Raw genomic sequence first — 19,493 nt, 5'->3', positions numbered from 1 at the left:
TGTTATGAGGGAGGTCTCGACAAGAACGGCAAGCCTGCCGACACGCGTACTCCAGCCCAGAATCAGGCTCTGTATTCACTTCTGGAGAGCCTCTGCCTCTCCTATCCAGATGCAGAGATACTGGGCCACCGCGATTTGCCGAACGTTCACAAAGACTGTCCGTCGTTTGATGTCAAGCGATGGCTGAAGTTGGTAGATTTCCACATCTAGCCGAAGCCAGAGGATATAGATGTCTAAACTAAGAAAATTACAAAAAAAGGGTGTGTCATGCAGTTATGACACACCCTTTTTCTGTTTTAAGAACATAAACGCAGGCTCGTAAGTCAGCTAGGCGTGTTAGAAAGAAACTCATCAACAAAAGATTTTCATATCCCATATTTTTCTTCCAGATACTCATCACGCAGTTCTTTATCACTTTTATCTGAAGCGAACATGCCGCCCATTTCTTCCCAACTGAACATTTTTGACTCAGCAGGAGCTTTCATATCTTCCTTTTCAGATATATCAACAACAATTTTTTGCAGGATTTTATTTACCCAATCCTCAATATTAAGTTTATCTTTTCTTGCAAAGATTGCCGCTTTGTCATATACATCTGGTCTTAATGTAATTGTTGCCATAATAATCTTTTTCTATTTAGCAATTGCAAAACTACATTTTTTTATTGAAAGTGCCAAATGAATTTGAAAAAAAATGCATTATTTTACTCTTTTTCCTCATATAACGGAATTTTTCCCGAATCCCTGCTTATCGTACAAATCTCTCAAATATACGCAACGACAGAAGAAAATTGGATTGCATTGTATTTATTTTTTAAGTTGATTCAAGCCCCACAGGTAGTATTCCTGCGGGGCTTTTTCTTTTTCATCGGCGTTATATGAACTATTTATCAGAAAAATCATATACGAAAATGGAAAAAATAGCATCAATTTGTAAGAATGTGAAAAAAAAAGTGCAGAATTAACATTTAAAAGAGGTTATTTTTCGAAAAATATGTTATCTTTGCAGAAGATAAGCTGCACTCGGCAATTTGAAAGCAAGCTTTCATTGCGCTCATTTGCATTATCTTTGCAGAAGATAAGCTGCACTCGGCAATTTAAAAGCAAGCTTTCATTGCGCTCATTTGCATTATCTTTGCAAACTATATATAGCAAGAACTTGCAGAAACATGCACAATAAAAAGCAAGAGTTTGCAGAAAAACTAGAAATAGAATACGAGAAACAAAAAATAAACTTTATGCAAAAGAATCAGTTTACCCCTAGCGCTTGCCGCTGGATTTTGCTAGGTTGTTGCCTCACCCCTCCATCCCTTGCCTCGATACAGGCACAGAATGTGAATGGGAACGCAGCAGCCCAAACAGAAATTGCTGTTAAGCAAGGAGTGATAGAGGGAAAAGTTTTCGATAGCGGTGACCATGAACCCATGATTGGTGTAACCGTAGCTATCGAAGGTACAACCAACGCCGTAACTACAGACATCGACGGACACTTCGAACTGCCTGTCAGGAAAGAGTGCAACATCGTACTCTCCTTCATCGGCTATAAAAAGACAATAATCCGATTTACAGGCAGTAACCATGCCGACTTTGCCCGCATCATGATGAAATCTGAAGCCCAGAGTATCAAGGATGTGGTGGTTACAGGTGTATACCGACGCAAGAAGGAAAGCTTTACCGGTTCTTCGGCTACCTTCAAGGGCGATGAACTCAAGAGCGTGGGTGCACAGAACGTGCTCCAGAGTCTGAAAACCCTGGACCCATCTTTCAAGATTATGGACAACGCACTCTCAGGATCTAACCCTAACAAGATGCCTGACGTGGAAATCCGTGGCAAGTCGAGCGTGGCGGGACTGAAGGAGGAATACGGTTCCGACCCTAACCAGCCGCTCTTTATTCTGGATGGCTTCGAAACAACCCTGGAAACCGTGATGAACCTCAACATGAACCGCGTAGCATCGGTTACGCTGCTCAAGGATGCCGCATCTACAGCCATCTATGGTTCAAAAGCTGCCAACGGTGTGGTTGTTATCGAGACCAAAGCACCGGTAAAGGGTAAGCTGCAGATTTCATATAAGGGCGACTACAGTCTGGATTTCGCTGACCTTTCAGACTACAATCTGATGAACTCCCGCGAAAAGTTGGAGTTCGAAAAACTGGCAGGCGTATACAAGGACAATACCAATGATCCGTTCAACCAGATCAAGTTGGATAATCTCTACAATTCCCGTCTGCGCGATATCGAGCAGGGCGTAGATACCTACTGGCTCAGTGTGCCTCTGCGCACCGGATTCACCCATAAGCACAACGTATATGCCGAAGGTGGAGAAGGCAACGTGAGATACGGACTGGGACTTAACTTCGGACAGGTGAACGGCGTAATGAAGGGCTCAGACCGCCAGACTCTGGGCGGAAACCTCGACCTGATTTACCGCACCGGCAAATTCCAGTTCAGTAACAAACTCTCCATCGACTATCTGGAGACCAACAACCCGACCGTTAGTTTCTCGGAATATGCCTATGCCAACCCATATTACAGAAAGTATGGTGCCGACGGCAAGATCAGCAAATATCTTTACTATCCAGAAGAGGGGCTGAATGACAACCCTGTATCAAACCCACTTTGGAATGCGCATCTCAACAACTACGACAAGGGACAGCGTTTCGGCTTTACCAACAACTTCATCGCCGAATGGTTTGCTACAGCTGATCTCCGTGTGCGTGGCAAATTCGGTATCACCAAGTATGATGATACCCAGGACAAGCGCCTCTCGCCAGAGCATACCGACTTTGATGACCAGGAAGCAACCCAGAAGGGACTATTCCAACACAGCCTGCAGAAATATCTCTACTACGAAGGCGACCTTTCTGCCACCTACGGAAAGCTGATAGCAGAGAAGCATCAGATAAACGCCGTATTGGGTTTCAACTTCAGCAATACCACCAGCAAGACCAATGGCTATTCAGCCACCGGTTTTACCGACGACCAGTTTGATGCCCCATCCTTTGCCAACAACTACCCTACAGGCGGCAAACCAAGCTACAGCGAAAGCATCAAGCATGCCTCCAGTTTCTATCTGAACGGTGGCTATGCCTACGACAACCGCTATCTGCTGGACTTCAACCTGCGCAACGATGGTGCCTCAATGTTTGGCACCGACAACCGGTTCCGTACCACCTGGTCAGTAGGTCTGGGTTGGAATATCCACAACGAAGAGTGGATGCAGGAGAACGGCATTTTCCAGATGCTCAAACTGCGTGCCTCTGTGGGTAATCCGGGCAACCAGAACTTCTCTGCCTACCAGGCCTATACCACCTATATGTTCAACAGTCTGATGACCAACGTATTCGGTACCGGTGTCATCATCAACAGCTTGGGCAACAACGATCTGGCATGGCAGGAGACCATCAACTACAACGTGGGAGCCGATATCACCACGCTGGGCAACCGTCTGAATCTGACGCTTGATTACTACATCAAGAACACCGACCCATTGCTCGCCATCATCACCACCCCAGGTTCTATGGGTGTAACGAGCGAGGCTCTGAATGCCGGTAAGCAGAAGACCAACGGATGGGAAGCCACCATCAAGTTCTCGCCTATTTATATGCCTCATGAGCGCATCAACTGGAATATCTCGCTGAGTGCCACCCACTCCAAGTCGAAATATGCCAACATCGGCAATGCCTTCAGCGCACTGAACGAGAGCGGAAAGACAGGACTCCACAACACCACCCGCTATTACGACGGCGGAAGTCCAACAGCCATCTGGGCAGTACGTTCAGCAGGCATCGATCCTGCTACCGGCAAGGAGCTGTTCATCAAGCGCGACGGCACCTATTCGTTTACCTATGATGCCAGCGACGAGGTAGTATGCGGCGATACCGAACCGGATGTAGAGGGACTGCTGGGAACCACCTTCTATTACAAGGGATTCTCATTCAGCTGTTTCTTCCGCTACCAGTATGGCGGCCAGCTCTTCAACAGTTCGCTCTTCGACAAGGTAGAGAACATCGGAACAGCCGACATCTACAACAACCAGGACCGCCGTGCCCTCTACGACCGCTGGAGCATCAACAACCGCAATGCCCAGTTCAAGGGCATCTCGATGGTACAGAAAACCGACAAGTCATCCCGCTTCGTAATGGATGAGAATACACTTACGTGCGAGTCAATCAATCTGGGTTACGAATTCCCGCTCAACATCGCCAAGAAGTTTGGCATGCAAGCTCTTTCCGTTCAGGCCAACATGAACGACATCTTCCGTTGGTCAACTGTAAAGGCTGAGCGAGGCATCGACTATCCGTTTGCCCGTACCGTGTCATTCTCAATAGGTGCAACATTCTAAACAGAACGCAATGAAAAAGATATTATATACAATGATTTTAGCCTGCAGCACGATGATGGTATCGTGCGACAGCTGGTTGGAAGTGAAACCATACGACAAGATATCGGAGGGCGAGCTTCAGAAATCAGAAGAAGGCTACCAGAAAATGCTCAACGGTATCTACATCGACCTCAACAGCGATGCACTCTACGGTCAGTCGCTGTCGGTAGAGATGATTGAGGTGATGGGTGGTGCATACGCCATCGGTACCGACAACAGCGTATGGGGCAACTACAAAGACCTCTCCAACTACCAGTATGGCACAGAATACTGGCGCAACCGCCTGGACCAGACCTGGAACAAGGCTTATGCGCTGATTCTGAACTGCAACAAGATTCTGGAAAGTATCGACCAGAACCAAGGTCTCTTTACAGGCGGCAACTATTATGCCGTAAAGGGAGAAGCACTGGCGCTGAGAGCGATGCTGCACTTCGACATGCTACGCCTCTTCGGTCCGGTTTATGCCAAGGACAGCGATAAGAAGGCGATACCTTATTATAATAAGCAGACCAACAGTCCGGAGCCTATCCTCACAGCCAAGGAGGTGGCAGAGAAGGTGGTTGCCGACCTGGAGGAAGCCCGCATCCTGCTTGCCAACGACCCGGTGAAGACAGAAGGAACCCTGATGAGCGGTTCGCAAGACGGTACGAGCAACTTCATGCGCTACCGTGCTCTCCGACTTAACTACTATGCCGTAGAGGCCCTTCTGGCTCGTGTGAATCTCTATATGGGCAATAAGACCGAAGCGTTCAAGTATGCCACCGATGTCATCAAGACTGCCGACCAGGGCATCTTCCCATTCGTAGACAAGAGTCTGGTTATAGGTTCGCCAGCCGACCCTGACCGCATCTTCTCTTCAGAGGTACTGTTTGCACTGACCAACACCAGCCGCAGCAAGATTCACAAGAATTTCTACGATCCGTCACGATTGCCAAACTATGTGTTCCGCATGGACGATAACCTGATGAGCAACATCGTATATGGCGGTGCAGCAACAACCGGCGGCTATCAGGACGACTACCGTTACCGTGCCAACTGGATAGCAACAGGCAGCAACCGTTATTTCTACAAGTATAGCGATATGGTGGCTAACGGAAGCATCCAGAACACGATGATTCCGATGATACGTCTGGGTGAGATGTTCCTCATAGCAGCCGAGAGCCAGAGCGACGATCTGGCAAAGGGAGTACAGTATGTCAACGCCCTGCGCAGAAACCGTGGTGTAGCAAACCTTCAGACCCTGACTCCTGATTTACTGAAGTATGAGTACATCCGCGAGTTGTATGGCGAAGGCCAGCTGTTCTATCTCTACAAGCGATTGAACTGCGACATCATCACCTCTTCTAACGCGAACAAGAATCCAAAGGCAAGCGACCTCATCTTCGTGGTTCCACTGCCTGACTCTGAGACAGAGAACTAGTTAAGAGTTTATAGTTAAGACTAATTATATACGATTTTTATATGAAATATCAGATAAAGACTCTATTGATTGGAGCGATGGCAGCCCTATCTCTAGGCTCATGTAGCGAACAGGAACCGGATGTTTTTCAGAACATTAACGGCGTTTACCTGAACAATCGCTCCAACACCAATATCCTACAGGCAAACACCAATGTGACCTTTGTCTATCAGAAAGGCGATGAGATGCAGGTGCCTGTCAAGATACAGCTGGTAGGCCGTCCTACAGACCACCCTCGCGAGATAGCCCTCACGGTTAGCTCGGAGGATGCACAGGAAGGCACAGACTACATCCTGCCGGAAAAGGCTGAGATGCCAGCGGGCGAAACCGTACTGGAATATATGATTACGCTGAAACGTACTGCCATCCTGAAAACTCAGGAGAAGCATATACAGGTAAGTCTGCAGCCTAACGAGAACTTCACTCTTCCTGTTACCGAAGAGACGACAGCCAACGGCGATGTGGTTTCTACCCTTACTTATCAGATTATCTTCTCTGACAAGTTTACCACGGCACCAAAGGCATGGAAGACCGATCTGCTCGGCGGTTTCACCCAGCAGAAGTTCGAACTGGCTTGCAAGGTACTCGACCTGGACCCAGCCGATTTCAACGACGATTCAAAGATGACGCTTGCCATGCAGAGCTATGTAAGTTCTGAGATGCAGAGCTATGTGAGAGAGCAGCAGAAACTTCGCAACAACGGCGAGGCATACGATGCCGATGCATTCGATGCAAAGGGCAATGCGCTGGCTTTCTATGGAGAATAAAAAAAAAACTGGAAGATTATGAGAAATTATAAAATAATGGCAGCGGCTCTGATGATGGCTACGATGATGGCAGGATGCTCGCAAGATGAGGGCAACTACGATTATCACAGTCTGAACGAGCCTACTATCACCGGCGTACCTGAGACCATCTCGGTACTCACCCATGCCAACATCGACCTCGACCCGAATCTGGGCGATAACATCACCAACCTCGATGCCTACAACTACGAGTGGAAGGTCATCAATAAGTCGGGCAACAACGAGGTAACCGTACTTGGCAACGAAAAACATCTCGTGCAGGAAATGACGCTTCCTGCAGGAGAATATACCCTCTACTTCACCGCAACAGAGAAGAAGACCGGACTCTTCTGGCAGCAGAACTATACACTCACCGTGAGCGATACCTCTTCAGAAGGCTGGATGGTGCTCTGTGATGTGAACGGCAAGACCCGTCTCGACATGATATCGAAGATTACAGGAAAGACCTATCTCGACATCCTCAAGAGCAGCGGAATGCCTGAGTTGAATCATCCATACAGCATCCAGTATGCGCCAAACAGCGGACATTCCGACTCTCCTTTCTATCTCTTTACTGCCGACGGAGCCACCCGTCTGTCAAAGAACAGTTTTGTATGGCAGAAGGATTACGACTTCAAGTACGAGGTAGCCAAGCAGACCAATCTGAAGCCACAGAGCATGGTATGCGACCAGAGCGGCATGATGAGAATGATTGTGAGCAACGGCTATGCATATTCGGCATCCAACATGGGTATCCAGGGACTCTTCGCTGCCGTCAACAAGCAGCCTGTTCTTGCACCAGCTGTAGGAGCCAACATCGGAGCATCCTCTTACGCATCCATCTATCTGCTTTATGATAATGTGAACAAGTGCTTCATGTCCTGCTGTCCATTCCTGCCGGGCCTTTCACTCTCTGATGTTTCCTATCACAGCATGAAGGATATGGAAGAGATAGCTACCGGATACAAGGGATCGGATATGATAACCGGCAAAGCCTTCAGCGAATATCCTACCGGCAAGGATTTCGTGTATATGGAGAATACGAAATATGACCCGGGAAATGCCAAGATGGGCATCACATATACCATCCTGCGCAGCGGAAAGAAATATGAACTGTATGGCATCCAACTGGGTGATATGCTCTGCTATGCCGACTGCACCTTTGCACTGGGTAAGGCTTACTACGGCGACTTGAGCGACTGCAAAGACATCACCAATGCCTCTTGCTTCGCCTTCAGTTCGCAGAAGAACTACATGTATTATGCTGTAGGCGGTACCGTTTATCGCGTGAACCTCTCAGAGAAACCATTGAAGGCAGAGCGCCAGTTCAGTTTCAACGGCGAAACCATCACGATGATGAAGTTTAATTTCTATCAGAATTCAGCTTCAGCCCATGATTACGATCTCATCGTAGGTTCAGAGAACAGCAATGGTTCGGGTACACTCCGCATCTACGACGGCATGAGCGCAGAGGGCGATTTCTCTAAGGTTACACCTACCAGCTATTCAGGCTTCGGCAAGATTGTAGATGCTACTTACCGTGAGCGTACCAACTAATCATCAACTTTAAAAAAGAAAGTAAAAATGAAGAATAGAATATTATCATTGCTTCTGTTCCTGCTGGCTGCAGTGAACATGCACGCCGCTGAGGGCATCACCATTAGATTTGACGTCAAGAATCCGGTGCTCTCCAATGTAGTACTCGTTTACCACATGAGCGTCAACGAATTTCCACTGACCGACGGAAAGGCTACCGTGCAGCTCGACGGCATGGATGCTCTCTACGCCAACGTTTATTATGGCGAGAAGACAAAGAACGTATATCTGCAGAAGGGCGATGATGTAACCATCTCGTTCGATGCCAACGATTTCGACAACACTTTCGCCGTAATGGGCGGCAACGAGAAGGCTATCGATTACTTGAACAAGATTCAGTTAACCGGCTTGCCTAATGAGGCTTACATCCAGCCTTGGAGCGAGTTTAAGGCTACCGTTGACAAGAAGATAGCTTCGATGAAACGCCTGCTGAAGGCACGCAAGTTTGCTGCCGACGACAAATTCCTGAAGATGGAAGAAGGCAGAATCACCTACTTCTATGCCAATGCCTTCCTGATGTATCCGGTAAGTCATACTTATCTCACTCAGGATACCACTTTGGTATTGGGTAAAGACTATTACGATACCCTGCGCCAGTATGTGAAGGAGGATGATGATCTCGCCGACAACGATGAGTATCGCAACTATATGATTGAGACAGCCCACGTATTTGATGAAGCGGGAAAGAACATCCGCCAACTCTATCCTAAGGTGCTTGCAGAGATGAGCTATATCGGCGAGAATACGAAGAGCGACAAGGTGCGCGAATCGCTGATTCATTTCCTGGCTTTCACCTATGTTGAAGGTAATGGCGTGGAGAACATCACCGATCTGCAGAATCTGTACTATACCTATGTTACATCGCCTCGCCTGAATGACATCTTCAAGAAGGCATGTGCCAAATGGGACAAAGCGGCTGTGGGGCGTCCATCACCTATGTTCAAGGGTGTGGATGTAAACGGCAAGGAGATGACGCTCCGTGATTTCCGTGGCAAGTACATATATATAGATATGTGGGCTACCTGGTGCGGACCATGCCAGAAAGAGTTGCCATTCCTCAAGAAACTGGAAGAGAAGTTCAAGGGCAGAAACATCGTTTTCGTAGGTCTTTCTATCGATCAGGACAAGGCGAAGTGGGCAGCCCGGGTAAAGAGCGGTGCACTGAGCGGTACCCAACTTTATATCGGTAAGGGCAGCAAGTTCCAGAGCGATTACCGCATCAGCGGCATTCCTCGCTTCATCCTCCTCGATCCTAACGGCAGAATCGTGAATCCAGACATGACCCGTCCTTCAAGCGAGGACACAGAGAAGATTCTGAACAGTCAGCCTGGGTTGTAGGAATAGAGTTTAAAAACAATATATTTATTAATTAATTAAAACACAGCACTATGAAAAAATTGATTTCAATGATGTTGATGCTTTGTGCATTCATCACTTTCTCAGCGTGTTCGTCAGACGACGATGGGCCTACTAACCCAGTAAGCAATGCAGTGGTTCCAACTTCTGCAAAGATTGGTGCCGAGGTCACAGTACAGGGTAGCGGTTTCGCTGCTGGTCAGACTCTTTATCTCCAGCCTGAGCAGGGAACTGAGGTTAACACCAATGCCAAGATGTCTTCTAACGGTGCAACCTTCACCATTCCTTACACCATGACTGAAGGTAAGGTAAATGTAGTATTGAAGACAGGTAATGATAGCTGGACATTGGGCAGCATGACTCTTCTTGCAGCTGACAACCCAATCTCTACCTTGTCATTGCCAGGCGAGATGGGTATTGGCGAGGAAGTAACCCTTACCGGTATCGGTTTTGCTCAGGGCGACAAGATTGTAGTTGGTGACAAGAAATTAGAGACAACAGTTACAACTGATGGCGTAAAGGTTACTATTCCTGCTGATTTGGCAGAGGGCGAATATGCCGTATCTCTGGTTCGCGGCAATGCTTCTTGGGAGTTGGGTAAGGTATATGCCTTCCAGAAACGCCAGATTGAGAGCATTACTGTATCAGATAATACGGCACTCAACATGTATGCCCCATACTTGGGTCTTACAGAAGGCGTTTTAACTCTCAACATGTCTTACAATGAAGATGGAACTCTCAAGGAAATTACTTCTAATGGTAATCTTGGTTGGGTTTTCAATTACAACGGGAAAACTGTTTCTGTAGAGAATAATCCTTATACTTATACTCTTGATGACCAGGGTCGCGTTATCAGCAGTACAGGTATGGATATGATGACAGGCGAAGATGTAACTTATACATGGAGCTACGATGCAAACGGTTACCTAACAAGCGTTAAGCAGGTAGGTGCAGCAGATGATGCTGATGTAAATTTCCTGAGCACTTATACTGATGGCAACTTGTCTGCTTATACTCTAAGTTTAACTAACGAGTTCACAACAAATAAGAGTATCCGTACATGTCCAAACACCGTAGAGCCTTATTATTTGCTGAACACCTTTAGCTGGTTAATGAGCCGTGATGACTTATTCCTTGGTTTCCTTCTCAACCGCAACGTAAAGGTATCTACCTATGTTCCAAATCAGGTAGTTGCTGATGATCAGGATATGGAGACAGGAGAAATGATCAAAGCCACAACAGGTATTGAGAGTTCATTTGAGAACAACGCTTTGACCATACAGAGCACAGGTGCTGCCATTTCACAGGCACAAGGCATTTATGCCAACAAGGTAGTTGTCAAGTACAAGAACAAGTAATCGGTTAAGCCTTTACAAATTGCTTAAAAGATACACAATAATCAAAGCCCGACAGGAAGCTGTAACGCTCTCCTATCGGGCTTTTTCTATCTAAAACTATTTCTTCTTCGGCAAACCTATCTTCTTGCCTACCTTGAAACGGTCGAAACCTTCGCCATAAACACCGATGACGGCACTCTGGCTGACAAAGGCGGTAGGATCTATCTCGTCGATAAGACGGAATATCTTCTGAGACTCACGCTGACGCGCCAATACAAACAGCATGTGGACATCCTTGCCACTGTAACAGCCATGACCATCCATCACCGTACAACCTCGGTCGGCAGCGGTATTGATAGCTGCACTGAGCTCCAGATATTTGTCGCTGATGATGAAGAACTGAACCGAACGGCGCAACGCATTCACCACATGATCTACACAGAGCGACTGCACAAAGAGGCAGACATAACCGTAAATCACCATCTCCCAATCGCGCAATACCAGATAAGAACTGGTGATGATACACAGGTCGCAAATCATGATGGCATGACCAAGGGAAATGTTCCAATACTTGTTGATCATCGCCGCTACGGTATCAGAACCACCCGTAGAACCATTGCAGGAAAGACCCAGACCGGCACTGCTGCCCATGAAGAACGCACCGATGACCGTTGCCATGAACGGCTGGTCGTGAAGCAGCGGCGTCATGCCTACCGTATGCGTCTCTATCAGACGGGTAGTTAAGGCAAAGATACCAACACCATAGATGGTCTTCAGACAGAACTTATAGCCCAGAATGCGGAATGCGATGAGAAGCAGGAACACATTGAGCGCCAGATAAGATACAGATGCCGGGATGCCAAATCCCCAGCAAAGGATAGAAGCGATACCTCCTACACCACCCATCGTGATATGATTGGGAAGTAGGAAGATGTTCAAACCGATACTACCTTCTATCATCGCCAGGGCAATGATAACGTAGTCGCGGATTTCATGAAGTTTTGTTTTTCTCGTCATATAAATATACGTATTTCTTAAAATGCGGTGCAAAGGTACTAAAAAATAAGTAAAAAAAGGGCAGCTACGTGAAATATTACTTAAAAAACCAATCTTTTTTATGAAACCGGCACCTTAATTCGAAAAGATTTCCTATTTTTGCAGAAACTATGCATTATTAATAATCAAAAATTTCTAGTCTATGGCTAATTACGAAAATGAAATCAACTCGTGGCCAGTCCTGAAAAACGGACTGCACTACAAATGGCTTGTCGACTACGCTGCATTCAGCGCCTTCGGTACTTTTGAACTCACAGCAGAGGAATGGGAAAAACGCGACCTTATCGTCAACTTTAAAGGTAACTCTGAGCTCACAACGGAGATGGACCATCAGGAAGCCCTGAAGAAGGCTATCGGAATGGTATCAGACAAGCTGAAGAGTCTTTTGGGCGAAGAGGCTGCACAGTTTACCCTGGTCTGCATTCCTGCAGCTCTTGAGGCGCATACCAAGCGCCGTTTCAAGGAGTTCAGCGAGGAGATATGCAAGGCTACGGGCATGACCAACGCCTACCCTGCCTTCAGCTACACGCATGATGTAGATGAAGATGGCGATCCTGTAGATGAACTCCATATCGACGAGGCTTTCTTCCAGGGCAAAAAGATTATTCTCTTTGATGACATCATCGCATCCGGCAATTCGGTAGCCAAGTTTGCCGATCAGCTGGAAGGATATGGTGCCAAGGTAGAACTGGCGCTAGCACTGGGAAAAAAGATTTCTGACGGATATGACCAGAAATAAGATACTATAAATTAATAGTTTTTCAGGCACGGATTACCGTGCCTAAAAAACACCGTTTATTAACAGAAAGCGATTTGCTTTCCCTTTTCTATGAACTCTGCATTCACGATGTCGATATCCTTCCACATCGCCATATCCGACTCCAATGCGGCAAGGCTTGAGATATCCTCGCCATAACTGAAGAGGCGCTCTATCATCACACCATAGGTAAGATGCTCTATCTTCTCTATCGGATGAAGAACCACCGATTCCTCAAAACTGCTTTTCTTTCCATTCCGGATTTCTACCAATAAACGGGCACGTAACAGTTCCTTAACCGACTGGTTGACAATCTGTTGAGGTATCTTCGTTAAATCATGAATTTCTTTCGGAGTATAAGCCTGTTCGCCCTGATTGAACCGACGACATACCAGATGCATCACTACCCCACAAACCTTGATGCGCTGCACCAGTTTCAGGTGATCGTACTGCAAATCACCATCATAATAATGGATGTTCTGGTTGGTATGGCAAAGCAAGGCGCCAAACACTACGATAGCCCACGAAATCTGAAGCCATAACAGGAAAAGCGGAATGGCTGCCAGCGAACCATAGATGACATTGTAGCTGGACAGAAAAACCTGCAGATAGATATATCCATACTGAAGTGCCGTCATGCAGACACCCGCCAGGAACGATGGAACCAAGGTACTGCGAACCCGAATATAGGTATTCGGGATGACATAATAGCAGAACACGAAGAACAGGAACATCGGAACAAAAGCCGCCAGATGAAGGATGAACGAAGGAATGGTATCGCCGATATCCGCTATCCTGTCTACATTATCCACCATATTCACCGTCCATACATTGATGCTCGAAGCAAAGAGAATCAGCAGTCCCAGACCAAACAGAATGGTAGGATATTCGGTAACAATCTGCTTCCATGAACGCTCGCCCGTATGCCAGATGTCATCGAAGGTAAGCTCTATCTTCTGCATCAGCGAAACGATGGTATAGAGAAACATCACGATACCCGTACCGATGATGTAGTTGCTCTGCGTATTCTCGATATAATTGTGTACAAAGTTAACGATGGTCTGCGCTACAACGGGCTGTGCCTCGAAGGTGGTAGAGAGCCAGGATTCGAGCAGAGAGGCATAGCCGAAACCACGGGCTATGACAAACATCATAGCCATGAAAGGTATCAGAGCCATGAAGGAGGCAAAAGTCAAGGCAGCCACATCCCTGGCCCACATATCCTTGAGATAGAAGATGCGACCGGCAAGCATACCCATCTTGATCCAAGACTTGAATCTGCCCCGAAAGTCTTTGATATTAGAAGAATTGAACTCTCTGATATCTTCGTAAAAACCTAGTATTCTGTCTATTACCCCCATAAGTTTAAAGTATTGGTTTCACGATAAAACATCAAATCCCTCCACAACACCACCGGGATGCCGTGAAGGGATTTGTCTTAGTATAAATTGCTTCTGTTCTATGGATTAATAGAACTTGAAGTAGTTGCGAGCATTGTTGTAAGAGATATCCTCTACCATACGAGAGAGGCTCTCCATGTCGTTAGGAAGCAAGCCCTTCTCTACATCATTGCCGAGGAGGTTGCAGAGCAAACGACGGAAGTACTCGTGACGTGGGTAGCTGAGGAATGAACGAGAGTCAGTCAACATACCTACGAAACGGCTCAGGAGACCCAATACAGAGAGTGCGTTCATCTGGCGGGTCATACCATCGAGCTGATCGTTGAACCACCAGCCAGAACCAAACTGGATCTTACCTGGGCAAGAACCATCCTGGAAGTTACCGAGCATAGTAGCGATTACCTCGTTGGCACATGGGTTCAATGTGTAGAGGATAGTACGTGTAAGCTTACCCTCCATGTTGAGCTCATTGAGGAAGCTGCTCATAGCCTTGGCTGTAGTGAACTCACCGATAGAATCGAAACCGGTATCAGCACCGAGCTTGTTGTACATCAGTGTATTGTTGTCGCGGATAGCACCATAGTGGTACTGCTGTGTCCAGTCGGCAGCGTGATCCATCTCAGCGCAAACCTTGAGGAATGCATGCTTATACTGACGGATTTCGAGAGCAGAAAGCTGCTGGCCACGCATAGCCTTGGCAAAGATAGTCTCAATCTGAGAATCTGTGTATGGCTCATCGTAGAACTCCTCGATACCGTGGTCGCTCAACTTACAGCCGTTCTCAGTAAAGAAGTCGTGACGCTTCTGCAAAGCATCAACCATATCCTGGAATGTAACGAGATTAACACCTGCTACCTCACCAAGCTTGTTCATATAGTCAGCGAAATCTGGCTTCTCGATGTTCATAGCCTTGTCAGGACGCCAAGCAGGAATCATCTTGATTTCGAAACCGCTCTCACGTGTCTGCTTGTGGTAACGCAGGTCATCGATTGGGTCGTCTGTTGTACAAACGCACTCTACATTGTAATGACGCATCAAACCACGAGCGCTGAACTCAGGCAACTGCAACTTCTCGTTACACTCATCGTAGATTTCACGGGCTGTCTTAGGGCTGAGCTGCTTATCGATACCGAAAGCAGTCTTGAGCTCCAGGTGAGTCCAGTGATAGAGAGGGTTACGGAAAGTATAAGGCACTGTTTCAGCCCACTTCTCGAACTTCTCCCAGTCGCTAGTATCAGTACCTGTGCAGAAGCGCTCATCTACACCGTTGGTACGCATAGCACGCCACTTGTAGTGGTCGCCGCCGAGCCAAAGTTCTGTAATACTCTTAAACTTGTGATCATTGGCTACCATCTCAGGGATGAGGTGGCAGTGATAATCGATAATTGGCATTTTAGCCGCATGATTGTGGAAAAGATCCTGTGCAGTCTTCGTGTCGAGCAGGAAGTTTTCATCCATAAATTGCTTCATAATTCGTTATCGTAGTTTTTAAATGTTTATTTATACATTTCAAATTGTAGCGCAAAGATACAACAAATATCGGAAAAAAGAATCGTTTAAGCGAAATATTTTTGATAATTTCACTTAAACGATTACGTTGGCTGTATTATACAATGATTCTTGTCTTATGATAGCTTTCACGGAACTCGCTTGGCGAGCATCCTTTCTTCTTTTTGAAGATGCGGTTGAAGTTGCTGAGATTGTTGAATCCGCAATCAAAACCTATCTCGCTGATGCTCTTCGCGGTATCTACCAACATGCGGGCAGCATAACCCAGACGCAGGTCGATGATATACTCAGAGATATTTCTGCCGGTATGGAGCTTGAAGAAACGGCTGAACGCACTGCTGCTCATGCCTGCCAGCGAGGCAAGCTCCGGCAGACGGAGTTCATCCATATAGTTCTTGGAGATATAATTCTTCACCTTCAGGATGCGCCGGCTATCGTCTTCTACCGTTACCTTGGCATAACTGCTGGAAGCCAGGGTGCGGGCATTTTCGCAGCGTGACAGTTCGTAGAGAATGGTCAGGAACTGCTGTACGGCATAGAAACCGTCTTTTACGGAACTTAAAGTATCGAGCATTCCGTATACCTTCATGATTGCCTGCATCGGGAATGAGAGTCCCTTCTTCGCTTCCTGCATCATACGGGTAATGCTGGCGTAGGGATTTCTTCCGAAGAGCGTTTCATCACTCATGGAGAAATCAAACTGGATGGTAATCTCACGAATATCATCGCTGTGGCATTCGTTCTGCTCCCATACATGCTCCAGATCGGGCGATGTGATGAGACAGAGATCATAGTCGCCTATCACCTCCTGCGAATCTCCAACGATTCTTCTTACTCCCTTTGCATTCTCTACAAAGTTCAACTCGTACACCGAATGGTTATGGATAGGATAAGTAAACTCCTTCTTATGCCTGTCTGCAATATAGAGCACATCTTTACCCATCAGCGGTGTTATCTCGTGTATGATTCTTCTATCTTCTGCCATGGTACTAAATGATTAATAACTAATCACTATTTTAGATATTCAAAGTCTTCAGAATGTCGCTCATTTTCTGCTTGGTTGCGATACGGGTAGGAACCAGAGGCAAACGGAGCTCGTTCTCGATGAAGCCCATATCATTGAGGAGCGCCTTTACGCCGGCAGGGTTACCGTCAACGAAGAGCAGACTGTAGAGCTCGGTGAAAGAATGATGAATCTTACGGGCTGGCTCATATTCGCCACGGAACTCAAGACGGATCATACGGCTGAAAGCCTTAGGCAGGGCATTGCCGATAACAGAGATAACGCCGGCAGCACCACTGGCAATCATTGAGAAGGTAAGCGCATCATCGCCGCTGATAACATCAAAATTATCAGGTTTGTTCTTGATAATCTCATCTACCTGCTCCAGGCTGCCACTAGCCTCCTTCACGGCTACCACATTAGGGAAGTCGCGGGCGATACGGCAGGTTGTTTCAGGCTTCATGTTGATACCGGTTCTGCCAGGAACATTGTAGAGCACGATAGGCAGCGGACTAACCTGGGCGATGGCCTTGAAGTGCTGATAGAGACCTTCCTGAGAAGGTTTGTTGTAGTAAGGACAGATACTGAGGATGCCATCGATGCCACTCCAGTCGGTGTTCTTGATTTCTTCAACGACAGCAGCAGTATTATTACCACCACAATATTTCAATATCTTGATGCGACCCTTGTTCACGTCTTTCACCAATTCTGTGATTTTATCTTTCTCTTCCTGTGTAAGACATGGAGCCTCACCAGTTGTGGCAAGGATGCAAAGGAAGTCTGCACCATTGTCAATTTGAAACTCTACCAATCGCTTGAGCGACTGATAATCAACCGAGCCATCGGTGTTGAAAGGAGTAATAAGGGCAACACCTAAACCCTTGAATATGTTCTGTGCCATAATCTATAATATCAAAAACGTTGGCAAAAGTACACAATTATTGTCAATTTGCAAAATAAAATTGAACTTTTCTTTCAAGATTGTACCATTTTTGAAAAAAATCTGTATTATTATACCATATTTCACGTTTTTTTAGTAACTTTGCACCCGAATTAAGCAAAGAACGTAGAACAAATCAAAGCTCAAAGTTCATAGCAAAAAACAAAAAAGTTCAAAGATCATCATGAGATACTTCATATTCTTCGGTTACGACGGCACCAACTACCACGGCTGGCAGATTCAGCCCAATGCCAATTCGGTGCAGCAGGAGTTGCAGCGCGCCCTCTCCATACTTCTGAGAAAGGAAATGGAGGTGGTGGGAGCAGGAAGGACCGATACCGGCGTACATGCCCGACACATGGCAGCCCACTTCGATACCGACAGGATTCCGATGGAACCCGACCAGCTGGTATACCGCCTGAACCGCATCCTGCCCCGCGACATTGCCGTATACGAAGTAAGGGAGGTAGCCCCAGAGATGCATGCCCGCTTCTCTGCCATCTCGCGCACATACCATTATTATATACATACGCAGAAAGATCCGTTTGAGCGCCATTATTCACTGCAGATGAACTATCCCCTGAATTTCGAGAAGATGAACGAGGCGGCTCAGCATTTTCTGCATCACGAAGACTATGCAGCGTTCTGCAAGGCGGGTGGCGACAACAAGACCACCATCTGCCATGTAACAGCCGCCCGATGGATACAGACCTCTCCTACCACCTGGTATTTTGAGATTACCGCCAACCGTTTCCTGAGAAACATGGTGAGAGCCGTAGTGGGAACGCTCATCGATGTAGGCAGAGAAAAGATTACGATGGAACAGTTTCTCGATATCCTGCACAACGGAAGCCGCAGCGATGCAGGCGAAAGCATGCCGGGTAACGCATTGTTCCTGGAAGAGGTAGGGTATGATTTCAAAGATTAAATGATTAGAAACACAAGGGCGCGAGCCTCATTCAACATTCAACATTTAACATTCAAAAAAATGTGGTTAGTATTAGCATTTCTCTCAGCAGCGCTGCTGGGATTTTATGATGCCTTCAAGAAGAAGGCGCTTTCAGGTAACGCAGTGATTCCCGTACTCTTTCTGAACACGCTCTTCTCATCGCTCATCTTCCTGCCGTTCATCGTGATGAGCTATACAGGAAATTCGCTGGATGGAACGATGTTTCATGTAGCAGAAGGCGGATGGGAAGTTCACAAGTACATCGTGCTCAAGAGTTTCATCGTATTGAGCAGCTGGATCTTCGGTTATTTCGGCATGAAACACCTGCCGCTCACCATCGTGGGACCTATCAATGCCACCCGACCGGTAATGACACTCGTAGGTGCCCTGCTGGTTTATGGCGAGGTACTGAATCTGTATCAGTGGATTGGTGTCATACTTGCCATCATCTCCTTTGCCATGCTTTCGCGCAGCGGCAAGAAAGAGGGTATCGACTTCAAGCACAACAAATGGATTTACTTCATCGTACTGGCTGCCGTTCTCGGTGCAATAAGCGGTCTCTACGACAAGTATCTGATGGCTTCACCAGAGAATGGTGGTGTAGGATTAGACAGAATGATTGTACAGAGCTGGTACAACATCTACCAGTGTTTCCTCATGGGAGCCATGCTGCTGATGATATGGTGGCCTACCAAGAAGAATTCTACCCCATTCCACTGGCACTGGAGTATCATCTTCATCAGTATCTTCCTTTCGGCAGCCGACTTCGTTTATTTCTACGCATTGAGTCTGCCTGGTGCCATGATCAGTATCGTGAGCATGATTCGCCGCGGTTCGGTTATCGTCAGCTTCCTCTTCGGTGCAGCCATCTTCCATGAGAAGAATCTCAAGGCGAAGTTCGTAGATCTGCTCCTGGTATTACTCGGAATGCTCTTCCTCTATTTCGGAACGAAGTAATGATT

At 46.9% G+C, this 19,493-nt stretch carries 15 protein-coding genes and 1 pseudogene; 10 read left to right on the top strand and 6 right to left on the bottom strand.

The window, feature by feature from the left end; genetic code table 11:
- Nucleotides 1-210: pseudogene (locus tag DWV53_RS03080) on the top strand (N-acetylmuramoyl-L-alanine amidase); the annotation flags it as partial.
- Between the two features lie 155 nt (nucleotides 211-365).
- On the opposite strand, the gene DWV53_RS03075 reads toward DWV53_RS03080, so the two are convergent.
- Complete coding sequence (locus DWV53_RS03075) at nucleotides 366-620, bottom strand: hypothetical protein (protein ID WP_117586890.1); 255 nt, start codon at nucleotides 618-620, stop codon at nucleotides 366-368.
- A gap of 617 nt (nucleotides 621-1,237) precedes the next feature.
- On the opposite strand from DWV53_RS03075, the gene DWV53_RS03065 reads away from it, so the two are divergent.
- Genes DWV53_RS03065 through DWV53_RS03040 form a run of 6 tightly spaced genes read left to right on the top strand, consistent with a single transcriptional unit; the run spans nucleotide 1,238 to nucleotide 10,938 of the window.
- Nucleotides 1,238-4,345, top strand: coding sequence for a SusC/RagA family TonB-linked outer membrane protein (locus tag DWV53_RS03065; RefSeq protein ID WP_259318896.1), 3,108 nt, complete (start codon nucleotides 1,238-1,240; stop codon nucleotides 4,343-4,345).
- Between the two features lie 10 nt (nucleotides 4,346-4,355).
- Nucleotides 4,356-5,804 carry a RagB/SusD family nutrient uptake outer membrane protein gene (locus tag DWV53_RS03060; RefSeq protein WP_118151570.1) on the top strand — a complete coding sequence of 483 codons (1,449 nt, stop codon included), beginning with the start codon at nucleotides 4,356-4,358 and terminating at the stop codon, nucleotides 5,802-5,804.
- A gap of 41 nt (nucleotides 5,805-5,845) precedes the next feature.
- Entirely contained in the window at nucleotides 5,846-6,610 is a 765-nt protein-coding gene (locus DWV53_RS03055; RefSeq protein ID WP_118151568.1) for a DUF4843 domain-containing protein, read from the top strand.
- A gap of 18 nt (nucleotides 6,611-6,628) precedes the next feature.
- Nucleotides 6,629-8,185: a PKD-like family lipoprotein gene (locus DWV53_RS03050; protein WP_118151566.1), complete on the top strand. Its 1,557-nt coding sequence runs from the start codon at nucleotides 6,629-6,631 to the stop codon at nucleotides 8,183-8,185.
- A 27-nt stretch (nucleotides 8,186-8,212) separates the two neighbouring features.
- Nucleotides 8,213-9,562, top strand: a complete 1,350-nt coding sequence (locus DWV53_RS03045) for a TlpA family protein disulfide reductase (protein WP_259318895.1) — start codon at nucleotides 8,213-8,215, stop codon at nucleotides 9,560-9,562.
- A 50-nt stretch (nucleotides 9,563-9,612) separates the two neighbouring features.
- Entirely contained in the window at nucleotides 9,613-10,938 is a 1,326-nt protein-coding gene (locus DWV53_RS03040) for an IPT/TIG domain-containing protein (protein ID WP_118151564.1), read from the top strand.
- A gap of 96 nt (nucleotides 10,939-11,034) precedes the next feature.
- Here DWV53_RS03040 and DWV53_RS03035 read toward each other — a convergent pair whose 3' ends face one another.
- Entirely contained in the window at nucleotides 11,035-11,934 is a 900-nt protein-coding gene (locus DWV53_RS03035; RefSeq protein ID WP_117693158.1) for a YitT family protein, read from the bottom strand.
- A gap of 181 nt (nucleotides 11,935-12,115) precedes the next feature.
- Between DWV53_RS03035 and DWV53_RS03030 the strand changes: the two genes are divergently transcribed.
- The gene (locus DWV53_RS03030) at nucleotides 12,116-12,712 is read left to right on the top strand and encodes a phosphoribosyltransferase (RefSeq protein ID WP_118065590.1); all 597 of its coding nucleotides are present in this window, start codon (nucleotides 12,116-12,118) and stop codon (nucleotides 12,710-12,712) included.
- Between the two features lie 59 nt (nucleotides 12,713-12,771).
- Here DWV53_RS03030 and DWV53_RS03025 read toward each other — a convergent pair whose 3' ends face one another.
- From DWV53_RS03025 to dapA, 4 genes are all read right to left on the bottom strand, one after another.
- Entirely contained in the window at nucleotides 12,772-14,091 is a 1,320-nt protein-coding gene (locus tag DWV53_RS03025; RefSeq protein ID WP_118151562.1) for a YihY/virulence factor BrkB family protein, read from the bottom strand.
- Between the two features lie 105 nt (nucleotides 14,092-14,196).
- Nucleotides 14,197-15,600 carry a glucuronate isomerase gene (gene uxaC / locus DWV53_RS03020; protein ID WP_117586887.1) on the bottom strand — a complete coding sequence of 468 codons (1,404 nt, stop codon included), beginning with the start codon at nucleotides 15,598-15,600 and terminating at the stop codon, nucleotides 14,197-14,199.
- A 136-nt stretch (nucleotides 15,601-15,736) separates the two neighbouring features.
- Entirely contained in the window at nucleotides 15,737-16,624 is an 888-nt protein-coding gene (locus DWV53_RS03015; RefSeq protein WP_118151560.1) for an AraC family transcriptional regulator, read from the bottom strand.
- A gap of 31 nt (nucleotides 16,625-16,655) precedes the next feature.
- Nucleotides 16,656-17,543 carry a 4-hydroxy-tetrahydrodipicolinate synthase gene (gene dapA, locus DWV53_RS03010; RefSeq protein ID WP_117693154.1) on the bottom strand — a complete coding sequence of 296 codons (888 nt, stop codon included), beginning with the start codon at nucleotides 17,541-17,543 and terminating at the stop codon, nucleotides 16,656-16,658.
- A 223-nt stretch (nucleotides 17,544-17,766) separates the two neighbouring features.
- On the opposite strand from dapA, the gene truA reads away from it, so the two are divergent.
- Nucleotides 17,767-18,510 carry a tRNA pseudouridine(38-40) synthase TruA gene (gene truA, locus DWV53_RS03005; RefSeq protein ID WP_022121063.1) on the top strand — a complete coding sequence of 248 codons (744 nt, stop codon included), beginning with the start codon at nucleotides 17,767-17,769 and terminating at the stop codon, nucleotides 18,508-18,510.
- A gap of 60 nt (nucleotides 18,511-18,570) precedes the next feature.
- Nucleotides 18,571-19,488, top strand: coding sequence for a DMT family transporter (locus DWV53_RS03000; protein WP_118151556.1), 918 nt, complete (start codon nucleotides 18,571-18,573; stop codon nucleotides 19,486-19,488).
- Nucleotides 19,489-19,493 lie beyond the last annotated feature (5 nt).

This window comes from Segatella copri (assembly GCF_003465495.1).
Lineage (GTDB): Bacteria > Bacteroidota > Bacteroidia > Bacteroidales > Bacteroidaceae > Prevotella > Prevotella copri_G.
This window is presented reverse-complemented; position numbering and strand designations above follow the sequence as displayed.

What these genes read in the sequence shown, in the direction of transcription:
- DWV53_RS03075 (WP_117586890.1), bottom strand. Translation starts at nt 620, where the DNA reads ATGGCAACAATTACATTAAGACCAGATGTATATGACAAAGCGGCAATC.
- DWV53_RS03065 (WP_259318896.1), top strand. Translation starts at nt 1,238, where the DNA reads ATGCAAAAGAATCAGTTTACCCCTAGCGCTTGCCGCTGGATTTTGCTA.
- DWV53_RS03060 (WP_118151570.1), top strand. Translation starts at nt 4,356, where the DNA reads ATGAAAAAGATATTATATACAATGATTTTAGCCTGCAGCACGATGATG.
- DWV53_RS03055 (WP_118151568.1), top strand. Translation starts at nt 5,846, where the DNA reads ATGAAATATCAGATAAAGACTCTATTGATTGGAGCGATGGCAGCCCTA.
- DWV53_RS03050 (WP_118151566.1), top strand. Translation starts at nt 6,629, where the DNA reads ATGAGAAATTATAAAATAATGGCAGCGGCTCTGATGATGGCTACGATG.
- DWV53_RS03045 (WP_259318895.1), top strand. Translation starts at nt 8,213, where the DNA reads ATGAAGAATAGAATATTATCATTGCTTCTGTTCCTGCTGGCTGCAGTG.
- DWV53_RS03040 (WP_118151564.1), top strand. Translation starts at nt 9,613, where the DNA reads ATGAAAAAATTGATTTCAATGATGTTGATGCTTTGTGCATTCATCACT.
- DWV53_RS03035 (WP_117693158.1), bottom strand. Translation starts at nt 11,934, where the DNA reads ATGACGAGAAAAACAAAACTTCATGAAATCCGCGACTACGTTATCATT.
- DWV53_RS03030 (WP_118065590.1), top strand. Translation starts at nt 12,116, where the DNA reads ATGGCTAATTACGAAAATGAAATCAACTCGTGGCCAGTCCTGAAAAAC.
- DWV53_RS03025 (WP_118151562.1), bottom strand. Translation starts at nt 14,091, where the DNA reads ATGGGGGTAATAGACAGAATACTAGGTTTTTACGAAGATATCAGAGAG.
- uxaC (WP_117586887.1), bottom strand. Translation starts at nt 15,600, where the DNA reads ATGAAGCAATTTATGGATGAAAACTTCCTGCTCGACACGAAGACTGCA.
- DWV53_RS03015 (WP_118151560.1), bottom strand. Translation starts at nt 16,624, where the DNA reads ATGGCAGAAGATAGAAGAATCATACACGAGATAACACCGCTGATGGGT.
- dapA (WP_117693154.1), bottom strand. Translation starts at nt 17,543, where the DNA reads ATGGCACAGAACATATTCAAGGGTTTAGGTGTTGCCCTTATTACTCCT.
- truA (WP_022121063.1), top strand. Translation starts at nt 17,767, where the DNA reads ATGAGATACTTCATATTCTTCGGTTACGACGGCACCAACTACCACGGC.
- DWV53_RS03000 (WP_118151556.1), top strand. Translation starts at nt 18,571, where the DNA reads ATGTGGTTAGTATTAGCATTTCTCTCAGCAGCGCTGCTGGGATTTTAT.